This is a genomic window from Alteromonas sp. CNT1-28 (genome assembly GCF_022348345.1).
In the GTDB taxonomy this organism is placed as follows: domain Bacteria; phylum Pseudomonadota; class Gammaproteobacteria; order Enterobacterales; family Alteromonadaceae; genus Alteromonas; species Alteromonas macleodii.
The window spans coordinates 159,492-181,648 of the sequence record NZ_JAKREZ010000016.1 but is presented as its reverse complement, the minus strand read 5'-3'; the positions used below and the strand labels follow the sequence as shown (position 1 = coordinate 181,648).

Here is a 22,157-nt window from a genome sequence, read left to right as displayed (position 1 = left end):
ATAAAGTTTGACGTTACTTTTATCAAAATCCCATAGTACGATGGTACTACATACTATTAACAATTAATTAACTAAAGTGATTTTGACCGTAGGCAATACATCCGGCAGTGACCAGAACTTAGAACAACAAGGACTCACTATGTCTCAATCAATACACACAAATGGCTTGGTTTTACCCTACCAATCACATTCAGCCTCTGTTAGCACAGTAGAACGCAAAAGCGATTCAGTTAAGCTCCCCATTCGCAGCCTTTGTGCCCTAGCGGTGGCTAGCGTTTTAAGCACAGCGCCAGTATTCGCTCAGGATAGTCAAGCTGATGCCGATGCCGAAGCGCAAAAAGGAAAATTAGAACGCATTGAGGTGACAGCGCGAAAAACTGTAGAGTCGCTACAGGAAACGCCGGTAGCTATCACGTCTATTGGTGCGGTTGAACTTGGCGAAAAAGGGATTAGCGTGCTGACTGAAGTGCAGCAGTTTTCGCCCAACACTACGCTACAAACTAGTCGCGGTACCAATTCCACCCTGACGGCATTTATTCGCGGATTGGGTCAGCAAGACCCGCTTTGGGGCTATGAACCAGGCGTGGGTATTTATGTTGACGATGTTTATATTGCTCGCCCACAAGGGGCCGTACTTGATTTGTTAGACGTACAGCGTATTGAGGTATTACGTGGCCCGCAGGGGACGCTTTACGGAAAGAATACCATTGGTGGCGCGGTTAAATACGTTACGAAGGAAATGACCGGCGATACGCAGATGAACGTTGAAGCTACGGTAGGTAGTTACAGTCAGCGTGATATCAAAGTGACAGGTCAAATACCGCTGATTGAAGACACGGTGTATCTAGGCGTGGGTTATGCCAACTTAAACCGCGACGGCTTCGGCGAATATCTGGTAAGCGCGTTGCCCAATCAAGATAAAGAGAACTATAACAAAGATCTCTGGGCAGCCCGTGTAACGCTTGAAGTTCACCCGAGTGAAGATTTGTTTTTCCGTATTGGGTGGGATAAGACCGAAGACACATCAAATGCGAAAGGCGGCTACCGTTTAATCCCAAGTATATTAACTGATGCGCCCGTGCCTGATTCGGTTTTCGATTCGTACACCAGCTTACCTACATGGAATAAAGTTGAGTTAGAAGGCTATAACTGGCTGGCACGATACAGAGTGAATGATGATTTAGAGCTTAAATATATTGGTTCGCATAGAGAGAGCTATTCACCTACCAACATTGATTTTGACAATACGCCTCTGCCTATTTTTGATGTACCGGCAGAGTACGACGACAGTAATGATACTCACGAGATTCAAGCGAATTATACCGGGAACGCGTTTAGCTTAGTGTCAGGGCTCTATTTTTACGATGGTGAGAGTTGCGGTAATTTTGATGCCATTTTAGGTGTGTTAGGTCAATCGCTTGGTGCCTCAGGGTTAACGCGGGAAGTGACGGGTTGTAATAACTCAGAAAGCTGGGCTGCCTATGCGCAGATGAACTATGACGTAACCGATAAGCTATCGCTTTCGCTTGGTGCCCGATACACCGATGAAGAAAAGACCGCGTTTGTAAATAACGGTCTGGTATTCGCCAATGTTTATCCTTATACCGACTGGATTGATGGGTACGTGCGTCCCGAAGGACAATTAGTACCTCAAGTACTTGGGACAGACACCGATGGCGATGAAGTGTTAGACGCGCCAGCGGTAGAAAGTTGGTCGCGCTTTACCCCGCGAGTGGGCGTGGAGTATCAAATGGACCGCGATACCATGTTCTTCGCGAGCTATTCACAAGGCTTCAAATCGGGCACGTTTAACCCTCGTGCTCAGACTAACGAGCCTGGTGTTGAACCAGAAGTCGTTGACAGCTTCGAAGTGGGTGTGAAGAGTGACTTAACCGACGCACTTCGTATGAATATCACATTGTTCTCTTACGACCACAAAGATCGTCAGTATATTGGTGTAGAAGGAGATTTGTCTGATCCAACAGCCCTTGACCAGCGACTGCGCAATGCTGCAGAAACGGCTGCAAAAGGCGCCGAGTTGGAGATGACGTGGGTAGCCACGGATAACCTTCAGTTTGACGTTGCTTATGGTTATATTGACTTTGAGATTAAGAAAAACAATGCAATCCCTCCGTTGATTGGTCTAGCAAGTACGCCAGAGAATACCTTTAATCTTAATGCCAACTACCTACTAGAAACGAGTTTTGGGGATATTACTTTCAACGCCAACTACTACTATCGCGATGATTATCTTATCTTTGAAACCAGCGATCTTATTCAACAAGATGCCTATGGTATGGTGAACTTAAGCGCGCGCTGGGAAAGCGTTGAAGGCGACTGGTATGCTGGACTACACGTCAAAAACCTGACCGATGAAGAGTATTTGGTTGGTGGTTATGACTTTGTCACGCAAGACGATGAAGGTAACTTTGGTCCGGGCCTTGGTGGCGATACGACACTTATCGGTTATTACGGTGACCCACGTACAGTTCACCTTACGGTAGGTTATCGATTCTAAACGGTATGTTCTGAAGAAGACCAGCAACACGTTTCACGCCTAGGCCATTGCGCTTAGGCGTGCTCACGTTTGCTCGACCTCTTTCGATTGTGTTGGCCGGCGGATATGTCGAGCAGTGAAGGGCGTGGTGCGGAGCCTTACCCAATTACAGATACGCAATAACAGATACGCCAATAAGATTAACCTTTTTTTACCGGCGTGGTAGTATGTTGATTAACAAGGTAGTTACAAGTTGATAGCATTATGTCTGTGAAAATCTTGATTGCTGACGATCATCCTCTGTTCAGGGCTGCGATGTGCCATGCGTTAGCTAGTGTGGAGCATATCGAACTTGTAGAAACTTCCACGTTCCCCGATACGCTCACTAGTCTTGAAGAAAATGACGACATCGATCTGCTTTTCTTAGATCTCACGATGCCAGGCAATGAAGGGTTAAATGGCCTTGCTGAGGTACATGCGCTCTATCCTGATGTACTTGTTGTTGTTATTACCGCACAAGAAGAGCCTGATGTTATGGCAAAATCGTTTGCGTTAGGCGCAAGCGGTTTTATACCCAAATCAGCTTCGGTCGATTGCATTATTGACGCGGTAAATACGGTGTTAGACGGTGAAACTTGGATCCCGTCTTCAGTTCACAGTGCATCAGCTACGATGCCAAATGCCTCTGCATCGAATGTGAATGGCCACTCTGGCCAAGATGATTTCACAAACCGATTAAAGCAACTTACCCCTCACCAACTTAAAGTGTTGCGAATGGTATCAGACGGCTTGCTTAACAAGCAGATTGCTTACGAACTGGCCATTTCTGAGTCCACCGTTAAACAGCATGTATCTGCAGTATTGAGAAAGCTTGGTGTTATTAACAGAACCAAGGCCGGCATCGCGTTCAAAAATGCAATGCATTTAAGCCAAGTACAGTAAATATGGAAACTTAACGCAGCAGGCATCTGCAAGACTTAACCCAAAAAACTTGAAACGTTTGGTTAAGGTATCGTCTGTGTGTATGAACTGGTAAATACTTATATTGTAATCTCCAAGGTAAAGTGGAGTTAATGCTCAGACCTCAAGAGTCAAAGTTTATGGGGCTGTTCAGACAAATGTAAGTGATAAATTAACAATAAATTACATTCTTTAAATATATTTTTGTTACAACGACTTGTACCTTTATCTTGTGTTTTTTTAGAGAAGTTAAAAAATGAAAAATGTATTCATTGTTGGTGTGGTTTGTGTGATAACTGCTTGTACGTCAAAACCGTTAGATCCAAATGCTAGTCTTGTGAGGCTAACGACAATAGAGCCTCAAAGCGAATGTCAATTTTTAGGTGACATCACGGGAAGTCAGGGGGATTTTTTCACTGGAGAATTTACCTCAAATGAAGATTTAGAAACTGGTGCCAGGCACGATTTAAAGAACCAAGCACATAAAATGGGAGGGAACGTTGTTTTTATTCTGACTGAGCGAGCAGGTCAAACCGGAAGTTTCCATCGGGACCTAGGTGGCTCGTCAGTTCAAACAAATGTCACCCTAAGTGGTAACGTCTACTTTTGTCCAACTGATTAAAAGAGTGAAATGAAGCGTTGCGCACTGCATATAGGCTTTAACTACATGTTTAGATATCGAGCATCAATCGTAGACCTCTTTTATTCAAAGGAGGAAATTAAGCTTGCTTTCAGAAAATTTACAGTCAGTAGAGGCTGAAAGTGATGACCTCTTAGGAATCAACGTGGCCAAGCAAATCTATCTAAGTGCTTGTATATTCTTCTTGGTAATCACGTCGTTCTTGCATAAACAGGCTGTCGCGAATGATTATGAAACGTTCAGTGGTAAAGAATCATTACGCTGTTCTGTTGAAGAAAAAGCGGAGCTGAATTATACGCTTTATTTGCGAATGGATGCGCTGTTTAAAAATGAACTATTCATCGATCCTGGACAAGAAGACTTTATCGATTACATCGATATTTCTTTGGGTATCGATGTTTATTATGATCGGTTCTTCATTGAAGCAAACAATCAGGCTAACCGCAGTAATCGAGGCTCATCAATCGGTTACCGATTGGTTGATGATGTCGACTATCAGGTAGATTTTCTTTTAGGTCAATCATATCTAGATGGCTTATCCGAAGATACGGGTAATCTATTAAGGAATGAGCCATCTGAGGAACTCCGTGGGATCAGGGACAGAGATGATGAAATCAACCAAGGCTTTCGCATTACGAGATATGGTGACAATCAGGCATGGTGGATAGATGTAGCAGGTGATCCATTCAACATTACCCATGGTGGGTGGATTGTCGATGGATACTATGCACAAGCCTACCAAGTCTATAATTGGGAATTGCACGCTGGTATAGGTGCGACACTGTTTAGTAATGAGGTCGTTGATTATCATGCTGGAATATCGCTTGAGGAGGCAACTGCAAATCGGCCTGTTTACGAGGCAGGTTTCGGGGTTCGTTTGTCACTGGACGTATCGGCGCAATACCCCCTAAGCCAAGATTGGGTTTTTGTATCGGGTTTTACCTATAAGTATTACTCAGAGGCATTCAGCGACAGTCCTCTATACCAACGTAATCAACACATGCTGTTTAGTTTGGGTGTAATGTATGTTTGGTAAAGGTAGACATCTTTATCATTACGTACTGATACTCTCAGTACTTGTTTTCGTGTTACCCGCTGCTGCCGACACTACACATTATGGTCAGTTTGAACTCAAGCCAACCAGCTGTGTTGTTATTGCCAAAGGTAAAAATTGCTATGGGGACTTAGTATTTTCATGGACGTTACAAGCGCCGAGAAATGTTTGTCTTTATCAAGAAAACAAAGAGCGACCAATTTTTTGTTGGTCAAAACGCGAAACGGGCGATTTTAGTGGATCATTTGTGTTATCCAAGACCAGTAGTTATTCATTAATTGATGTAGAGAGCAAAGAAGTGTTGTTCACCGATTCAATTGTTGTGACTTGGGTCTACAAAGAATCACAAAAAAGACGCCGTTGGCGTTTGTTTTAAAGTCAATTTGACGGTAGGAGCAACATATGTCGAGTTACGCGAATGTTTTGTTAGTAGAAGATGATGTTGCACTTGCGCAGTGGGTTAAGGATTTTTTAGAAAATGAAGGCTTTGCAGTTACGCACCTCGTTGATGGATTGGCTGTACAAGATACCCTAAATGGCGCTAGTTTTGACTTAGTACTTCTTGACTTAATGTTACCAGGACTTAATGGGATTGAAGTTTGTAAACGCGTCAGAGAGTCTAGCCAAATCCCTATCATAATGTTGACAGCGAGAGCCGACGAAATAGATGAAATTATTGGCTTAGAAGTAGGAGCAAACGATTACATTACCAAGCCCGTGAAACCACGGGTTCTGTTGGCTCGTATTAAGTCAGCATTGCGCAATGTAACAGTTGTTGAGAGTTCAGATAAAAATGCGCTTATTTTTGGAGGCTTAGAGATAAAAAAAGCATCTAAAAGAGTCGTTTTAAATGGCAAGAGTGTTGACTTAACGACTGGGTTATTTGACTTCCTTTGTTTGCTTGCCGAGAACGCCGGGACAGTAGTAAGCCGCGAACAAGTATTTCAAGAGTTGAAGTCTCGAGAGTACGATGGATTAGATCGACGTTTTGACGTGATGGTATCAAATTTGCGGAAATTACTTGGTGATAACATTGAGGAAAATGAACGCATAAAAACCGTTTGGGGTAAGGGGTATTTGTTTGTACCTGATGCATGGTAATGCACAAGTATTGGCATGTAATGCGCAATTTAAATCATGAATAAACTCATCATTCACATTGTTCTTACGGTTACGTTGTCGTTGTTTGGTTTTGGGTGGCTTATCGATGAATTTGTTTATTATTCAACGAGCCAGAACAATCAACAAAACAGTTCCGAAAACGTTCTTTTAGACGGTTTCATTAATCATTTAAACGAAGTGCCAAATGAACAATTAAAGTCAACCGTAGCCAACCTTAGTCAACAATTTGATACTGACCTACTGTTAGTTAGTATCGACGATTTTGCGTTCGATAAGGACATCATCACGGAGCTGGAAACCACTGGCATTCAGCTGGCATCAGAGAATGAGTTATTTCAGCTAAAGCGACTTGCAAATCACCCAGAGTACTTACTTAAGCTTACTGAGTTTAACAGTGCAGAGCAGGGCCGAGAGTTAGAACTATTTCTAACGTTATTGCTTTATTTTGGAGTGAGCATAGCTGTGGTTTTGTGGATGTCGCCTTTAATTCAACGACTTAAAAAATTAACCCACTTCGCAAATGAGTTTGGCAAAGGCAATTTAAGTGTGCGTGTTAAGCCTGCGAAGTATTCCCAGATAAACGTACTTGAGAACAGCTTTAATAAAATGGCCTCTCAAATTGAGCACCTGGTCGAAGAAAATCGATTGCTTGCGAATAGCCTGTCACACGATTTACGGACGCCAGTGGCTTGCTTCCGCTTTGCTTTAGACGCAAGCATCAGTGAATCAGACATTGATAAGAAGAACGGCTACTTGCGACGTATGGAGCAAGACGTTGATAACATTGAAGGTATGCTTAACGCGTTTCTCGATTACGCCAGTATGGAAAGAAAAGGAATGCAGCTAGAACATCGTGCTACGGATGTTCACGATTTTCTTGAAGCTATCGTTAATGATTTAAAACCTATAGCAAAAAACAAAGGAATCTCCTTACGGCTCAATTCAGTTATTTCTGATAAACATTCCACATTTGATAATTCGTGGATGTATCGGGTGTACGTAAACCTAATCACCAACGCGATTTCTTACGCTAAAAGTGATGTCACTGTGAATTTATTCAACAGAGTTGAACAAAGTTCGGGACACAAAAAAATCATTTGCATAATTTGTGATGATGGACCTGGTATCCCCGAACAAGACTTAAAAAAAGTCTTTGAAGCCTTCGTTCGGCTTGATTCAAGTAGAAAAAGAAACGGTGAAAACTTCGGGTTGGGTTTAGCGATAGTGCAACGCGTTATTGATTGGCACGGCTTTCAAATTGCCTTCTTATCCAAAGGTGATCTCGAACTTGAGTTACGCGAGGTTGCGCAACACTGTGAACTTGAGCGTTTGGGGGCAGTTGTTAAATTAACGATGCCTGTTAATGCCAAGCCAAATTAGTTTCGTAGTCAATATTTGTGAGTTTTGGCGACATATAGCAAAGCTTACAATTAGCTTACAATTTCCCTACAGTTCCAAACAGGATTGGCTACAGCCCACAGATATACTTGCCACACTTAATTAGTTTACGGGTATATCAAATGTACAAGTTAGTAGGAACACTCTTTTTTACCGCTTTTCTAACAGCGTGTGGTGGTTCGAATTCAAACGAGCCTTCTCCAAATCCCAATCCATCACCTGATCGATTCTCGCAATTGAGAACGACGATTGAGCAAGATTTAACAAGCAATAATACTGCGGCGATTTCAATTGCAATATACCAAGAAGGCGATGTGGTTTTTGCCGAAGCGTTTGGAGAAAAAGTTAAAGGTACTGGTGAACCGGTTACCACTGATACACTTTTTCAATTGGGCTCTACAACTAAGATGTTTACGGCAGTTTCAACATTGCAGTTAATAGAGCAAGGCAGCATAGCAATTGACGACAACTTAGTGAATGTTTTGCCTCAAATCCAATATCCGGGGGACCAAGCACTTGATTGGCAAGGTATTGAAATTCAGCACCTTTTAACGCATCAATCGGGTTTTCGCGATTCAGGTTTGCAGTCTAATGAATCGCTGCAAACTTATATGAAAGCAGTCTATCCGCAGCAGTCTCGCTTAATGAACCCCCCAGGCCTTTTTCATAACTATAGCAACCCCAATTGGTCATATCTTGGGGCGTTAATTGAAGAACTATCAGGAGTGGGTTTTGACGAGTACGTTAAAATGAATATTTTTGATGATTTAGGTATGACTAGAAGCGCTGTGGGACGTTCAGGTGCAGTTGCGGATGGAAATTATGCTCTTGGTTATCAGGCATTGGATCCAAATGAACCAGGTACGTATGTGACCAATATCAGTCAAATACCTGAAACTACTGTTGGCCACCCTGCGGGTACCGAAACCTGGTCAACGCCTACTGAGCAACTCAAAATGGCGGAGTTCTTGTTAAATGGTAACGAGAGTATTTTAGGCAATGAATTTAGAGAACAGTTAACAACCGCTCATGTCAGCGAAGATTTTGGTGGTTTACCCGTGAATTATGGCTACGGCATATATGTTAATGAAGGCTTTAACAATGATGAAGCATGGTACCCAATAAGAAACTGGAATCATGGCGGAAACACGCTTTCATACACCAGTGTGTTTTATGTCTTTCCTGACCTTGATATTGCAATATCAATTATGAGTAGCGGTGCTTTTAGCGAATTAACACCGACCCTTTTAGCGGCACTAGATGCAGTAACCACATTGCCTGCATCTACTGAATTACCACTTATACCAAACGATCCAACGAAATATGAAAAGCATGAGGGTATTTATACAACCGACAACTTTACGTTTATTATCGAAGCTGAAGGTAACAACCTAACAATAACTATTCCAGAGCTCGACTCTATGCCACAGCCCATCCCTTATGAGAGAGAACTTGCGCACTTCGGTGATGATACGTTCTTTGCAGAGATTGGTGGCGAGGTATCTAATTTAACCTTTATTCCAATCGAAGCAGATGGTGAATCCGTTTATATAAGAAATAGAGAGCTTGTAGCGATAAAAGACGGTTATTAAAACTATTTCAATGTAACGCACCCCAACCTATAGCAAGCGGTTTCCGTAACACTTTTAAGCCGGTAACCGCTTCATCTTAATAATAAAAATGCTAGGAAAGCGAGGCTTTATGAAACGCACAGTTGTGGCTATCTGTATAATTATTCCCATTATGCTCGTTGTTGCTTGGTTTGCACTGCCACAAAAAGTGCAGACGATCTTATTGACGATAAATAATATGTCAGCAGGGCTGACTATGAAATCGATAGATTTACCCTTTGGTCGAGTGCATTATCTAGAAGGTGGACGCACGCAGTATGAAGCTGAAACAGTGGTTCTATTACATGGTGTTTTCGCGCGAAAAGAACACTGGGTTGATTTGGCGCGAGAACTCACTCCACATTTCCATGTGATCGCATTGGACCTTCCCGGCTTCGGTGATAACGACCCATTGAGTCCTGACCATTACCTGTTGAAAAATCAAGCGCAAAATCTACGCAGTGTTCTAGCGTCACTCGGAATATCCAAAGCGCATTTTGGTGCAAATTCGATGGGAGCACAAATTGCAGGTCTGCTTGCAATTGAGCAACCTGAGCTTTTTCAGTCTCTTGCGTTTATTGGCAGTCCACTTGGGGTCAAAGGGAAAGTCAAAAGCGATATGGAAATTGCTATAGAAAATGGACATATACCACTTTTGGCTCGCACAGAGAGCGAGTTCAATCAACGCAATGCGTGGCTATTTCCAATCACGCCAACACTACCATCTCCGATTTTAAAAACGTGGATGAAGCAAGAAATTAGTACGCCAGAGCAGAATGAAAACATCTGGCATGCAGCTAACAGCTTTATCGACACACCTACATTAATGAAGTTAGCACCTCAGCTGGAGATGCCAACATTAATTATCTGGTGCAAAGAAGATCGTATTTTTCACGTTTCAGGTGCGGATGTATTAGATGCAAAATTACCTAACTCCAGTCGCAAAATACTATATGAATGTGGACATTTGCCAATGCTGGACAAGGCAGAATTAGTCGCTCATCTTTACTTGGTCTTTTTGCATGAGATAGGGCATTAAAAGCACTTAAGAGCGGGAGTGCTATTTAAAACACTCCCTTTCATTTTTAACCTTCCGGTTTGATAGATATTGATTGGCAGATTTCCGTAATATTTTCATCTGTCATGCCTGGGTGTAGAAATGAGTCTAATGAGCTTATCTTCGCTCCTTCTGATTCATTGGAAGATATTACACGTTCAATCCAGCCGGTGTGCGTTGAGACTCTTGTGTATAGCTCCTCAACGCCATATTCACCGACATCTCTATCTTCAGAATTTGCTCTGGAGCTAACACCTAATAGAATATAGTCGCTTCCATCTTTGATAAAAGCTGGACCACCGCTGTCGCCGTTTCCAGATACACCTTCAAGCTCTAAACCCTCATTTCCAGGCTCAAAAATAAACTTAAGGTCAGAATCAGTCACCGATAACACCTGGTTTTGGGCTTTGCGCAACACGCCATTGTTTTCTTCGTTACTTACAGTTTGCCCAGTTAATCCGGTTCCTGTACCGCCGCTACCTATAAACCACACAGTTTTTCCAACTTCATCGTTGGAACGATACAACTTGGCAGGCTTAGCGCTCTTGATTGGTCGACTCAGTTTAACCAGTGACAAATCATTTTCTCCACCTAACTCATAGGATGGAAAACTAAAGGTAGACTCAACCTCTACAAATTCATTGCCGACCTTGATAGTTTGACCTGCATTCAAACAAAAAACAGTGTGTGTGGCGGTCAATATCCATTCAGGTGCGATTAGTGTTCCATGAACACCTATATTGTAAAAGGTCGCTAGGGGCGGGAAATCATGTAAATCGGCTAAGTAGTTTTCCGCGGGTTTGTCATGTCGTATAACGATGCCTGATGCATCAGTAATTGCAGAGAATGCGATCAATGTTCCCATCGCTATGCTAGTAAATTTCGTTTTGTCTATCATCTTGTATGTCTTGTCTTCGCTGATTTACAACAAGGATATAGAATCACTAGCGACGTTATTGTGTGGAATTGTAAGAATATGGAATCAATTTGTAAGCATCCACGATTGAGCGCACGGCAGAGCTTGAGAGCAAGCTCGGAATTGCCGTGCTTTCGTTATTTAACCAGTCCGGTTTTCAACTTACGGCGCAGTAGTTTCAAACCTCATTCTCGCTTCTTTAAACGCACAATCGGCAGCAGGGGTACCACGATTCACCAGATATCCAAAACCAAGCGCGGTTAGTGCTGAATCAATGGCTTGATTGTTATCTGAGCTCGAATCTACAACTTCAAAAGTAGTCGATTCGATATCAACAGGCACACCTACCACCTCAAAAGACTGACCGGTGTGATCGTAGATAACCATGTTAGATAAGCCTAATCTTGCCCCTTCTGCAGGTAGTTGTTTATCCAAAGGTGCTGACAGGATCCCGTCTGATCGCTCACCAATAAAACAGACTGGATGCCTTAGCGCTCGCATTGATAGTAGAAAATGCTCAGCAGCACTATAGGTATTCGGTCCGGAAATTGTGGCAATTGGACGGCTATAAGAAACGCGATCGGTAGGCGCTAGTTCGCGCTGAACTCGAGGACTTTGTTGTGGTGTATTAGAATCATCATAACCAAAGGCCTCATACGCGCTAACTGTTACGGTTTCTGTAGAGAATCGACTCGCAATTGCATCAGCAATCGCTAAATCACCACCGCCATTTACTGCAACGTTAATAATTAACGCTTCTGTATGCGCTAGATCAGCAAGCACTCGGTCCATTAGGTCTTGTGTTGCTGTGAGATCACTAACCGCTGAATTTGTAGAGATACCGCCCATACTATTGATTTCAATATAGCCAGCAACACCGTTCCCAATCGTGGCCCACAGAATTATATCCTGATCTTCACCACCAGCATTCGCAAAACTTCCTAGATCAAAATAACTATCACGAATTGCAATCATTCGCGCAATCTGGCCATTTACATAAGTATCAAAATCAGTAGTTTCTGATTGATTCTGAAAACCTTGCGCCAAAATGTCCTCTAATTTGCCTTCTTGATTAAGGGGAATAAATTCGAAATCATCGCCTACAGATAAACTCACATGACCGTCGCCTAAGTCAGCAATAAGTTCGATAAGTGTCGCTAGCAACTCCTCATCTGTTGTTTGGCTATTCACTTGAGATCGCGCAATTTCCATACGCTCTTCCCAGTCTACTATTCCTCGTTTCTCAAAAAATGGATAATAGTCGTTGAAGTTATGTAATGTATGTTCAAGGGTTGATACAGGGCCGTTGTCAGTGATCAATCTATCGTCAAGACAAGCCGCCGGAATGGAATCTCTTGCAGAATATACAAGCTTAGCGCCATCGTCAGTTGCGACAAATTTATCCGCTTCAATTGAGTCTATCGTTAACGTAGTAGCAAATTCCTCTTGCGTGGTAATCCCCACCGACAAACACGTTTGACGTGTAAAGTCATACATGTCGATACTTTCACCCGAGACATTAATTGCTCTTCCAAATCCAACCCACTCCCAGGCACCATCGGGGATGTTAACAATCGGTGGATTTTGGTTCGGAGGTGGATCATTTGGTGGAGGACTCGGTAACGCTTTGTCATTGCTCCCACAGCCAAACAATATAAGAGCTGACATAAAAACCGATACTCGCAGACTATTGCGATTATAAAAATACATTTTTTCACCTTGGATATTAAATAAAAGAACTGTGACAGTTTAAATATTTGATGGTGTTTAAAATGTCAGAAAGTGGCCAATAATTGTAAGTATATGGGCAACGTCTAAATCTGATATTTTCAGATAGTAGTGGCTTCAATGTCGCGACAATTGATTGCGTCAAGGTGTTTTTGAGAAATGCTAGGCGCCTCCGCTCGCAATCAATCTCGTTTTCCCTTTCGCAGTTGCTCAGTAGTGTTCATGTTACATTTTCCATTTGCACTTCGTTTTTTATTGCTTACGAACTGGCCATTTCTGAGTCCACCGTCAACCAGCATGTATCTGCAGTATTGAGAAAGCTTGGTGTTATTAACAGAACCAAGGCCGGTATCGCATTCAAAAATGCAATGCATTTAAGTTGAGCTCAGTACAAAACATGAAGTAAGCCGAGACAGCCCATATTTTTTGAGAAGGAGTGCGCGGTTAGTCACCCGTACTTGCCTTGTTTTCTTTTTAAAAAGGCATTTTTACAATGCAGCTCGTCGTGTTCAATCGATCTCCTTACATTCTTGTGTTAGCGTAAAAGTTAAAAGGATTAACTTACTGGCATAAAAGGATATTTATGACGCGATTTATTTTATTTTCCCTTCTTTTTAGTTCTTTCAATGCGTTTAGTGCCGTTACAGCATGGACAGATTTCACCCTGGACAACGGTCACGTTTTTTTGCCTGTTACCATAGAAGGCATCGAATCTCGGGTCATGCTGGATTCAGGAGCACAAATAAACAGTATCAATCGCGCGTTTATCGGGAAGCATGATTTAGACCTTGATAAAGGGCGCCCCGTGACCGTTAAAGGAGTGTACGACGTTGAAAGGCGTAACGCTTACAACAATGTAAACGTTGAAATATTTGGTAGTGATTTCGAGCTGGATTCACTTGTCGAATCCAGCTTAGGTCATCACTCTAATGGTATGTTACTGGGGGCAGGTTTTTTCAATAACTTCATCGTTCAATTGGACTATCCCCACAGAAAAATTCGTTTGGTAACGCGTGATTCGATAGATATTGGGGAGGTGGCAAATGTTCGAGCCAGCTCTCAACAGGGTAGTGGAATGCCTATCGCGCAAGTAGAAATTAACGGTGTTGCTTTGTGGCTATTAGTCGATACTGGTAACGCCGGTACAATTTTGATTAACCGTCGAGCGGCGTCCAAGGTTGGGTTGCTTGAAAAAGTGGAAGGCGCAAGCACGTCATTTGGTGCCAATAGTTCTGGGGTCAATGAGTTCGCTACGTCTGATGTCGTGAAGTTTGGTCCATTCGAGATTAGTGACGTTAAGATTAGCTTTCCTGCTGAAGGGCAAAAGACAAACTTAGAAAGTCAGTATGAAAGAACGGGTAGCCGGATAGGTGGAAAGCGGGTAGTTGGCTTAATAGGCTATGATTTGTTGAAAGACTTCGTTGTAACACTTGATTATCGTTACGGGAAACTTCACATCGCGTTACCGCAAAAGTAAAACGTATCTTGATGCAAACCAGCTACCAAAAGAAGGCGAAATACCTACTGCCGTACTACAAATGCGATCACGAGTTCTCTATTAAACAAGCGATTGCTTTAGCAGTCGCTTAAGTGCCGCAGGCTTTAAGGGTTTTGGCAGGTAGCTAAATTGTTGCTCCGCCGCTTCTTCTCTTATATCGTTACTTCTGTTGGCAGTGACTAAAATCTTTAAGGCAAAACTCACGTTATTTTCAGAAAGAATCGCTGCAACGTCAAAACCGGTTTCGCCATAATTTAGGTGATAATCGGCGACGAGCACATCAAAGTGTTCTTGTGAAATACTCGACACTTCTGCTCCGCCCGCTATCAATGTTGTACTCCCTCCCCAATCTCTCAGTAAGGTACACATTGCATTTGCCACTTGCTCGTCATTTTCTACGAGTAGAAAACGGGTGTCTTTTAAAAATGCATTGTTGTTTTTATTCGCTGAGTCTAAAGAGGGCATTTGATGGGAGTGCGAGGAGACAGGGCGAGAACGGCTGTCTACTGCGCTTTTTTGAACGCTTACTGAATTATTTGGCGCACTTGCTGAGTTCTTCGTTAATACCGATTTGTTAAAAGGGGAGTCAACATGATTAGTGTTACTTACGTGCGCGGTGAGTATCGAGGCTTCGCTTTGAAATGCTCTAGATACAGCCACACTGAAGCAGCTTCCTTTTTTTGGCGATGAAGTCAGCCCGACTTCATGACCGAGTAGTCGACATATCTTATCTACAATAGTCAGGCCTAATCCAATTCCTTCGCCTTTGTTGTTGCTCTCTAGCTGGTGGAACTCACTAAATATTTCATGCTGTTGGTGGTCGGCGATACCTAGCCCAGTATCGTAAACACAAAGCTTTATAACCTGCTCGGTATTTGTGATTCTTGTGCGTCTCACGCCCACCAAAATACGGCCTTTTGCGGTATAGCGGACTGCGTTGGACAGCAAGTTTTGAAGCACCCGTCGCAGTAGCACTTTGTCCGAGTACACCATAACTTTGGTCGGTACATACCTGAGCTCAATACCTTTTTGCTTTGCAATGACACTAAATTCCTGCACTAATGAAGACAACATATCACTGACTGGAAATTCAGTCTTTTGAGGGGTAAGTACGCCAGCGTCTAATTTCGTCATATCAAGTAGCATTGAAAGTAAGCTCTGAGCATTGTCCAAAGAATTCACCACGCCTTCAGATAGTGTTGCCAGTTCACTGCCTTGCGTCTTTTTGCTGAGCATACTGGCAAATAATGTTGCTGCGTTGAAGGGTTGCATGAGGTCGTGCCCAGCCGCGGCCAGAAATTTGGTTTTGCTCTCGTTAGCTTTGTCAGCGCGTTGTTTGGCCTCTTCTAATTCTGCTGTGCGCTGCGCAACCCTTGCCTCCAAATCTTCTTTTGCACTTTCTAATTCTTTTTGAATTGCTATGTATTCAGTGATATCGCTATAGGTAGTCACGTAGCCGCCACCAGGCAGCGGCGCGCCGTTAAGTTCTATCACTTTTCCGTCAGGCTGTTTGCGAATATGTTTATGACGGGTGCCTTCCAGCATGTAGCTAACGCGCTTTTCGATAGATGAGGGGCTAAACAACCCCCGGTTTGCGTTGTAGCTAAGTATATCGGTAATGGGCATGCCCGCTTTTAGAAATCCTTTAGGGTAGGCAAATAACTCCACGTAACGTTCGTTCCACGCCAGTAGCTGCAGTTTGTCATCAAGCACACTTATGCCTTGCTCAATGTTTTGCACTGACGATTGAAGTACCTCGTGGTTAAACTGAAATGACTGAGAAGCTTCTTCTACCCAGTCAACCAGTTCTGGAAAGCTATCGCTGCCTGTATCTGCTATGGCACCCAGTAATATACGAGCACTAGGTGCTCCTACTTGTGCAGCAAGCAACTTATTTACCCTGTCGATAAGCGCCTGACTGGCATAACCACTGCTAGCGGCGCGATTGACGTCAACTGATAGCTGCTTAACCAGTTGAGAGTGCGTGGCACTTTCGAGCACACGTTCGGTGAGTGCAATTAAGTCCCTCACTTTTACCAGTAAACGAGGTGTGTCGTGATCTGTGAGGAGCGTATCATTTGGCTTCATGCCACGTCTTGATGTAATCAATGCAACCGTAACGAATGTTAGGCAATTAGCCAATAAGGAAAAGGCAAAGCCCAAACCAAGCGCTTGGTCAGTGGGTGCTGGGTTGAAATAATAACTCGACAGTAAGCTTGGGTAGAGGAGGAATGCTGCCCAACATGTGAACCCTACCAACAAGGCGCAAATAGCTGCAGCTTTGTTGCTTTTCGTCCAGTAAAGACCAAACATAAGTGCAGGCATGCACTGTGCTAATAGTGCTATAGCAATCACCCCGCTTTTAACCAGAGGTGCAGCCTGACTTATATTCAAGTGATACCAGAGCGCAATACTAAGTACGACCACAACGGTAATACGACGTATAGACAGTATTTTGTTTGGCTGCATTGAACGATTGGGCGAAGTCTTTAGTCTCGCTTTTAGCCAAAGTGGCGTGACAACATTGTTCGAGATCATTATTCCCAGCGCCAAGGTTGCAACAATCACCATGCTGGTGGTTGCAGAAAGACCTCCTATGAAAGCAAATGACGACAGCGCGATATTTTCAGCATGTAAAGGTAGGGCAAGCACATACGCATCAGAGCTCGTATCCACTGGCAGCAGCATTTTTCCTGCAAGTGCAATAGGAATAATAAAAAGGGTCATGCCAAATAAATAGAGGGGAAATAGCCACCTTGCTGTTCTAAGCTCCCCCTCACCGTTCTGCTCAACGAAGTTCATATGAAACTGTCGTGGCAAAACGAACATAGAGCAAACGCCCAAAACAACATGTGATACATAAACCCAGGGTGCGCTATCAGCATAAATGACTTCTCGAGCACTGGCATTTGAAGCGGCGTTAGACACCAAATCCAACACACCATCAAACAGATAGAAGCAAACGAAAACACCTACAGCGCACAGGGCAACAAGCTTTATAACCGATTCAAACGCTATAGTAAGTAGCAGACCGGGGTGTTTGTCGGTCAAGTTGAGTGTACGGGTACCGAAGATAATGGCAAATAATGCGAGCAAGATAGCTACGTAGATACTTAACCATGGCGTGCTTGTATGCGCGTCGTCAGTCAACAAATTTATTGATTTCGTAATGGCGTCTAACTGCAGGGCGATGTAGGGCACTACACCGAAAAAACACAGTAAAGTGATAAGCGCGGCAATCAAGTGGGAGTGCTGGTATTTAAGTGAGATGAGGTCTGCTAAAGAGCTGATGTTGTGTTGTTGACACAGTCTGCTTATATGAAGCACCACAGGAAACGCAAATGCCATAGTCAGCATAATCCCTAAATAAGTAGGGATAACTGCCCAGCCATATTGTGCTGCTTGAGAGGTAGTGCCGAAAAATGCCCAAGATGTACAATGCACGCCCAATCCAAGGCTGTACAATATTGGGTGTTGCCGGTTGTCACGTAAACGCTTATCGCCCCAAAATGCTAAAGCGAAAAGCGCGAGGAGATAACAACCAACAATAGTGCCAACCGTCCAGATACTTAGCATAGATATTCCGTGTAGTTGAACGCATTTATTAGCGCAATTGAAAGCGCGTTTTATTGTTGATTTACATTAACATAGTTTTCACATGCGAGGTATCTTCTGTTGGTACACAAGCAATATTTCGGAGTTAATTATTTGCAATTTGAACTATAAGTGATAGGTTTTTATACAAGGCGACGTCTTTTTGAGCAGTAGGATTTACACATAAGTCGGTCTTAGCCATGACCAAAATAATAAAAAGGGAATTTAATGAAACAAAACTCAGCAAGCACACGTATTCTTCGAATCTCACTACTAATTTCAACTATAATATCTGCATCTGTTTGGGCTATTCCGAATCAACCTGAATGCGCAGACGAAGATTGTTCACTTGCTAAGCTGAATACACTTCGAGCTTTGGCGTCCAGAGGTCATGAACAAACCAGCTTCTCCCTTGGCCATATCTTTATGAACCCTGAATCTGGGGTAAAGACAGATTTAGAAAATGCCTATTATTATTTTGATAAGTCTGCCAAACAGGGCTTCCTGCCAGCTTACCGACAAGCAGCGGGGATGGCTGCACAGGGAATTGGTACACAAAAGAATATGGCTGAAGCCAAGCGATTGATGAAATTTGCTGCAGATGAAGGCGTTAATAGAACGGCAGAGGAATATGCTGTTCTCGTCTTTTCTGATAATGAATCTACCGACGAAGAAAAAGCGACTGCGGTTGAATTTTTGGAAGCCGAAGTTGAAGAAGGAATGAGCTACCTCGCTAACTATGTATTAGCCGTTCTTTATATCAATGGAGAGTTTGTGGAAAAGGATATGGTGAAAGCGAAGTCTCTATTAGCATTTCCAGCGTCAGGTAAATACGCCAATTCGGTAGAGCTACTTCAACAATTAAGTGGAGAGAAAGTTATAGCGCAGGATAATGAGAACCCTAAGTCTACTGCTGGTCTCGATAGCAGCATTGAAACTATTACGGTGACTGGAATTAGTATCAATATGGGCGATGTTCACGGGTTGATGCTAAGTGAACTCAGAAAGCACCATGGGCAAACGGGAAGCAGGATAAAAGGGAATGGTTGCAAAAGAGGTGACCCTCAGTGTGTTATCCTAGATAGTGGTTCAATACGAACGCCAACATTTTGGCAAGTTGGTACCACTAGGTAACTAAATTAAAGAAACTCATTAAAGCGTTAGGAAGCCAAACTTAGTATTGAAGTTTGGCTTTTTTTATATTTTTTTAAAATCACCCACAAAAATAATGTGGATACCCTTGATCACCTTAAATCTAGCCCCATAACTAAGCGCAACAGACTTATTCCCAATAATTTTAATGTTATTGGGCAATGCCTAATTAAGAAAAACGTTTGGAGGTAGGCATGAGCGATAATCGCGACGTGCAGGCAGAACAAGAAAATACAGTTGATCAAACTGTACAAAATGCTGAAGAAGCGCAAGTAGAAGCGTCACAAGCAGAAGGCGTAGAGCTTGATGAAAATGCACAACGCATTTACGAGCTAGAAACGGCACTTTCTGAGGCGCAAGCCACAATCAAAGAGCAGCAAGATGGCGTGCTTCGCGCGCGTGCAGATGCTGACAACGCACGTCGTCGTGCTGAAGGTGAAGTAGAAAAGGCGCGTAAATTTGCCCTTGAACGCTTTGCTGGCGAGTTGCTTCCGGTTATCGATAACCTAGAGCGTGCTATCGAAATGACCGATGGCGACAATGAAGCGGTTAAGCCGCTTCTAGAAGGTGTGGAAATGACCCACAAAACTTTCTTAAGCACTATTGAGAAATTTGGATTAAGCCTTATTGATCCGCAGGGCGAAACCTTCAACCCTGACTTGCATCAGGCAATGTCTATGCAAGAAAGTGCAGACCACGAGCCAAATACGGTGATGGCGGTTATGCAGAAAGGTTATCAAATTAACGGCCGCTTGTTACGCCCTGCCATGGTTATGGTATCGCGTGCGCCAAGTGGTGGTGTGGACACGCAAGCGTAAGTCACGCTTTTTGCGATAAACACACAAAAATGTCAGTTTTTTTACTGACATCTATTGAAAAGGCTGGGGAATAACCCCACTAAAAGTACAGAATTAAGAAACTTTTTCGGAGACACGAAATGGGTAGAATCATTGGTATCGATTTAGGTACAACGAATTCATGTGTCGCAGTTCTAGACGGCGACAAACCTCGCGTAATTGAAAACGCGGAAGGCGATCGTACAACCCCTTCAATCATCGCTTACACAAACGATGGAGAAACATTAGTTGGTCAGTCTGCAAAGCGTCAGGCGGTAACTAACCCGACTAACACATTATTCGCAATTAAGCGTCTAATTGGTCGTCGCTTTCAAGATAAAGAAGTACAGCGTGACATCGACATCATGCCTTTCAAAATTGTAGGTGCTGATAATGGTGATGCGTGGGTAGAAGCGAAAGGCGAGAAAATGGCGCCTCCGCAGATTTCTGCTGAAGTACTTAAGAAAATGAAAAAGACAGCTGAAGATTATCTTGGTGAAGAAGTTACTGGCGCAGTTATCACTGTTCCTGCTTACTTCAACGATTCTCAGCGTCAAGCAACTAAAGACGCGGGTCGCATCGCTGGTCTTGAAGTTAAGCGTATTATCAACGAGCCAACTGCTGCTGCTCTTGCCTACGGCATGGACAAAAAGCAAGGCGACAACGTTGTTGCAGTATACGACTTAGGTGGTGGTACGTTCGATATCTCTATCATCGAAATCGATGAAGTAGACGGCGAACACACGTTTGAAGTACTAGCAACTAATGGTGATACTCACCTTGGTGGTGAAGACTTCGATAACCGTGTTATCAACTACCTAGTTGAAGAGTTTAAGAAAGACCAAGGCATCGACCTTCGTAAAGATCCGCTTGCTATGCAGCGTCTTAAAGAAGCCGGTGAAAAAGCAAAAATTGAGCTTTCTTCTTCACAACAGACTGAAGTTAACCTGCCATACATCACTGCTGATGCAACAGGTCCTAAGCACTTAGCTATTAAGCTTACTCGTGCAAAACTTGAGTCTTTGGTTGAAGACCTAGTTAAGAATTCACTTGAGCCGCTTAAGAAGGCACTAGCTGATTCAGATCTTTCTGTAGGCGACATTAACGACATCATCCTAGTTGGTGGTCAAACTCGTATGCCGCTAGTACAGAAGTACGTGACTGAATTCTTTGGTAAAGAGCCACGTAAAGACGTAAACCCTGACGAAGCAGTTGCAGTAGGCGCAGCAATTCAAGGTGGCGTACTTTCAGGTGACGTTAAAGACGTACTACTTCTAGACGTTACACCTCTGTCTCTAGGTATCGAGACTATGGGTGGCGTGATGACTGTGCTTATCGAGAAGAACACGACAATTCCAACGAAGAAGTCGCAAACGTTCTCAACTGCTGAAGACAACCAGTCTGCGGTAACAGTACACGTACTACAGGGTGAGCGTAAGCAATCAAGTGGCAACAAGTCTCTTGGTCAGTTCAACCTAGAAGGTATTCGTCCAGCAGCACGCGGTGTACCGCAAATCGAAGTAACATTCGATCTTGATGCTGACGGTATCCTACACGTGTCTGCGAAAGACAAAGACACAGGTAAAGAGCAGAAGATCACTATCAAAGCCTCTTCAGGCCTAAGCGATGAAGAAGTAGAAAAAATGGTAGCTGACGCGGAAGCGAATAAAGAGTCTGATAAGAAGTTTGAAGAGCTGATTCAAGCGCGTAACCAAGCTGACGGTATGGTTCACGCCACACGTAAACAGCTTGAAGAAGTTGGCGATGCACTAAGTGCAGAAGACAAAGCGCCAATCGAAGAAGCACTTTCAGCACTTGAAACTGCAGTTAAAGGCGAAGACAAAGCGGACATCGAAGCGAAAACGCAAGAGCTTATCCAAGCATCTAGCAAGCTGATGGAAGCGGCGCAAGCTCAGCAAGCTGCAGCCGGTGGCGCAGAAGGTGCAGAGCAGCAAGCATCTTCTGGTAAAGCAGACGATGACGTTGTTGACGCTGAATTCGAAGAAGTGAAAGACGACGACAAGAAGTAAACTGTTGTGTCAGGCCCGTTACTTAGCATGTTAGCGGGCCGTGTAAGCAGTTCAGGCGCAGCAGG

Annotated in this window: 16 protein-coding genes and 1 pseudogene; 14 read left to right on the top strand and 3 right to left on the bottom strand. The window is 43.4% G+C overall.

Annotated elements, in window-relative coordinates; all coding sequences use genetic code 11:
* Positions 1 to 139 precede the first annotated feature (139 nt).
* From MHN02_RS11950 to MHN02_RS11910, 9 genes are all read left to right on the top strand, one after another.
* Positions 140 to 2,518, top strand: a complete 2,379-nt coding sequence (locus MHN02_RS11950) for a TonB-dependent receptor (protein ID WP_239246272.1) — start codon at positions 140 to 142, stop codon at positions 2,516 to 2,518.
* A gap of 243 nt (positions 2,519 to 2,761) precedes the next feature.
* On the top strand, positions 2,762 to 3,439 hold the full coding sequence (locus MHN02_RS11945) for a response regulator transcription factor (protein WP_239246269.1): 678 nt from the start codon (positions 2,762 to 2,764) through the stop codon (positions 3,437 to 3,439).
* Positions 3,440 to 3,713: 274 nt separating this feature from the next.
* Positions 3,714 to 4,079: a DUF4156 domain-containing protein gene (locus tag MHN02_RS11940; RefSeq protein WP_239246266.1), complete on the top strand. Its 366-nt coding sequence runs from the start codon at positions 3,714 to 3,716 to the stop codon at positions 4,077 to 4,079.
* A gap of 202 nt (positions 4,080 to 4,281) precedes the next feature.
* Positions 4,282 to 5,133: a MipA/OmpV family protein gene (locus MHN02_RS11935; protein WP_239246263.1), complete on the top strand. Its 852-nt coding sequence runs from the start codon at positions 4,282 to 4,284 to the stop codon at positions 5,131 to 5,133.
* On the top strand, positions 5,123 to 5,527 hold the full coding sequence (locus MHN02_RS11930) for a DUF3019 domain-containing protein (RefSeq protein ID WP_239246260.1): 405 nt from the start codon (positions 5,123 to 5,125) through the stop codon (positions 5,525 to 5,527). Before MHN02_RS11935 ends, MHN02_RS11930 begins: the two co-directional genes overlap by 11 nt.
* A gap of 26 nt (positions 5,528 to 5,553) precedes the next feature.
* Positions 5,554 to 6,252 (top strand): response regulator transcription factor, encoded by a 699-nt coding sequence (locus MHN02_RS11925; RefSeq protein ID WP_239246257.1) that lies wholly within the window; start codon positions 5,554 to 5,556, stop codon positions 6,250 to 6,252.
* A 36-nt stretch (positions 6,253 to 6,288) separates the two neighbouring features.
* The gene (locus MHN02_RS11920) at positions 6,289 to 7,653 is read left to right on the top strand and encodes an ATP-binding protein (protein WP_239246254.1); all 1,365 of its coding nucleotides are present in this window, start codon (positions 6,289 to 6,291) and stop codon (positions 7,651 to 7,653) included.
* 140 nt (positions 7,654 to 7,793) lie between these two features.
* The gene (locus MHN02_RS11915; protein WP_239246251.1) at positions 7,794 to 9,263 is read left to right on the top strand and encodes a serine hydrolase domain-containing protein; all 1,470 of its coding nucleotides are present in this window, start codon (positions 7,794 to 7,796) and stop codon (positions 9,261 to 9,263) included.
* Between the two features lie 109 nt (positions 9,264 to 9,372).
* Positions 9,373 to 10,320: an alpha/beta hydrolase gene (locus MHN02_RS11910; RefSeq protein ID WP_239246249.1), complete on the top strand. Its 948-nt coding sequence runs from the start codon at positions 9,373 to 9,375 to the stop codon at positions 10,318 to 10,320.
* A 46-nt stretch (positions 10,321 to 10,366) separates the two neighbouring features.
* On the opposite strand, the gene MHN02_RS11905 is transcribed toward MHN02_RS11910, so the two are convergent.
* A complete protein-coding gene (locus MHN02_RS11905; RefSeq protein ID WP_239246247.1) occupies positions 10,367 to 11,236 on the bottom strand; it encodes a trypsin-like serine protease in 870 nt (289 codons plus the stop codon).
* 180 nt (positions 11,237 to 11,416) lie between these two features.
* Positions 11,417 to 12,964 carry a S41 family peptidase gene (locus tag MHN02_RS11900; protein ID WP_239246245.1) on the bottom strand — a complete coding sequence of 516 codons (1,548 nt, stop codon included), beginning with the start codon at positions 12,962 to 12,964 and terminating at the stop codon, positions 11,417 to 11,419.
* A 272-nt stretch (positions 12,965 to 13,236) separates the two neighbouring features.
* On the opposite strand from MHN02_RS11900, the pseudogene MHN02_RS11895 reads away from it, so the two are divergent.
* Together MHN02_RS11895 and MHN02_RS11890 are read left to right on the top strand one after the other, a co-directional pair.
* Positions 13,237 to 13,365 (top strand): annotated as a pseudogene (locus MHN02_RS11895) (LuxR C-terminal-related transcriptional regulator); the annotation flags it as partial.
* A gap of 200 nt (positions 13,366 to 13,565) precedes the next feature.
* Positions 13,566 to 14,459, top strand: coding sequence for an aspartyl protease family protein (locus MHN02_RS11890; protein WP_239246243.1), 894 nt, complete (start codon positions 13,566 to 13,568; stop codon positions 14,457 to 14,459).
* 81 nt (positions 14,460 to 14,540) lie between these two features.
* On the opposite strand, the gene MHN02_RS11885 is transcribed toward MHN02_RS11890, so the two are convergent.
* Positions 14,541 to 18,056 (bottom strand): PAS-domain containing protein, encoded by a 3,516-nt coding sequence (locus MHN02_RS11885; protein WP_239246241.1) that lies wholly within the window; start codon positions 18,054 to 18,056, stop codon positions 14,541 to 14,543.
* A gap of 246 nt (positions 18,057 to 18,302) precedes the next feature.
* On the opposite strand from MHN02_RS11885, the gene MHN02_RS11880 reads away from it, so the two are divergent.
* The 3 genes from MHN02_RS11880 to dnaK all read left to right on the top strand — a co-directional run bounded on the left by MHN02_RS11880 (position 18,303) and on the right by dnaK (position 22,092).
* Positions 18,303 to 19,208: an SEL1-like repeat protein gene (locus tag MHN02_RS11880; protein ID WP_049586796.1), complete on the top strand. Its 906-nt coding sequence runs from the start codon at positions 18,303 to 18,305 to the stop codon at positions 19,206 to 19,208.
* 212 nt (positions 19,209 to 19,420) lie between these two features.
* Complete coding sequence (grpE, locus tag MHN02_RS11875; RefSeq protein WP_014948971.1) at positions 19,421 to 20,044, top strand: nucleotide exchange factor GrpE; 624 nt, start codon at positions 19,421 to 19,423, stop codon at positions 20,042 to 20,044.
* A gap of 119 nt (positions 20,045 to 20,163) precedes the next feature.
* Complete coding sequence (gene dnaK, locus MHN02_RS11870) at positions 20,164 to 22,092, top strand: molecular chaperone DnaK (RefSeq protein ID WP_014948972.1); 1,929 nt, start codon at positions 20,164 to 20,166, stop codon at positions 22,090 to 22,092.
* Positions 22,093 to 22,157: the final 65 nt, after the last annotated feature.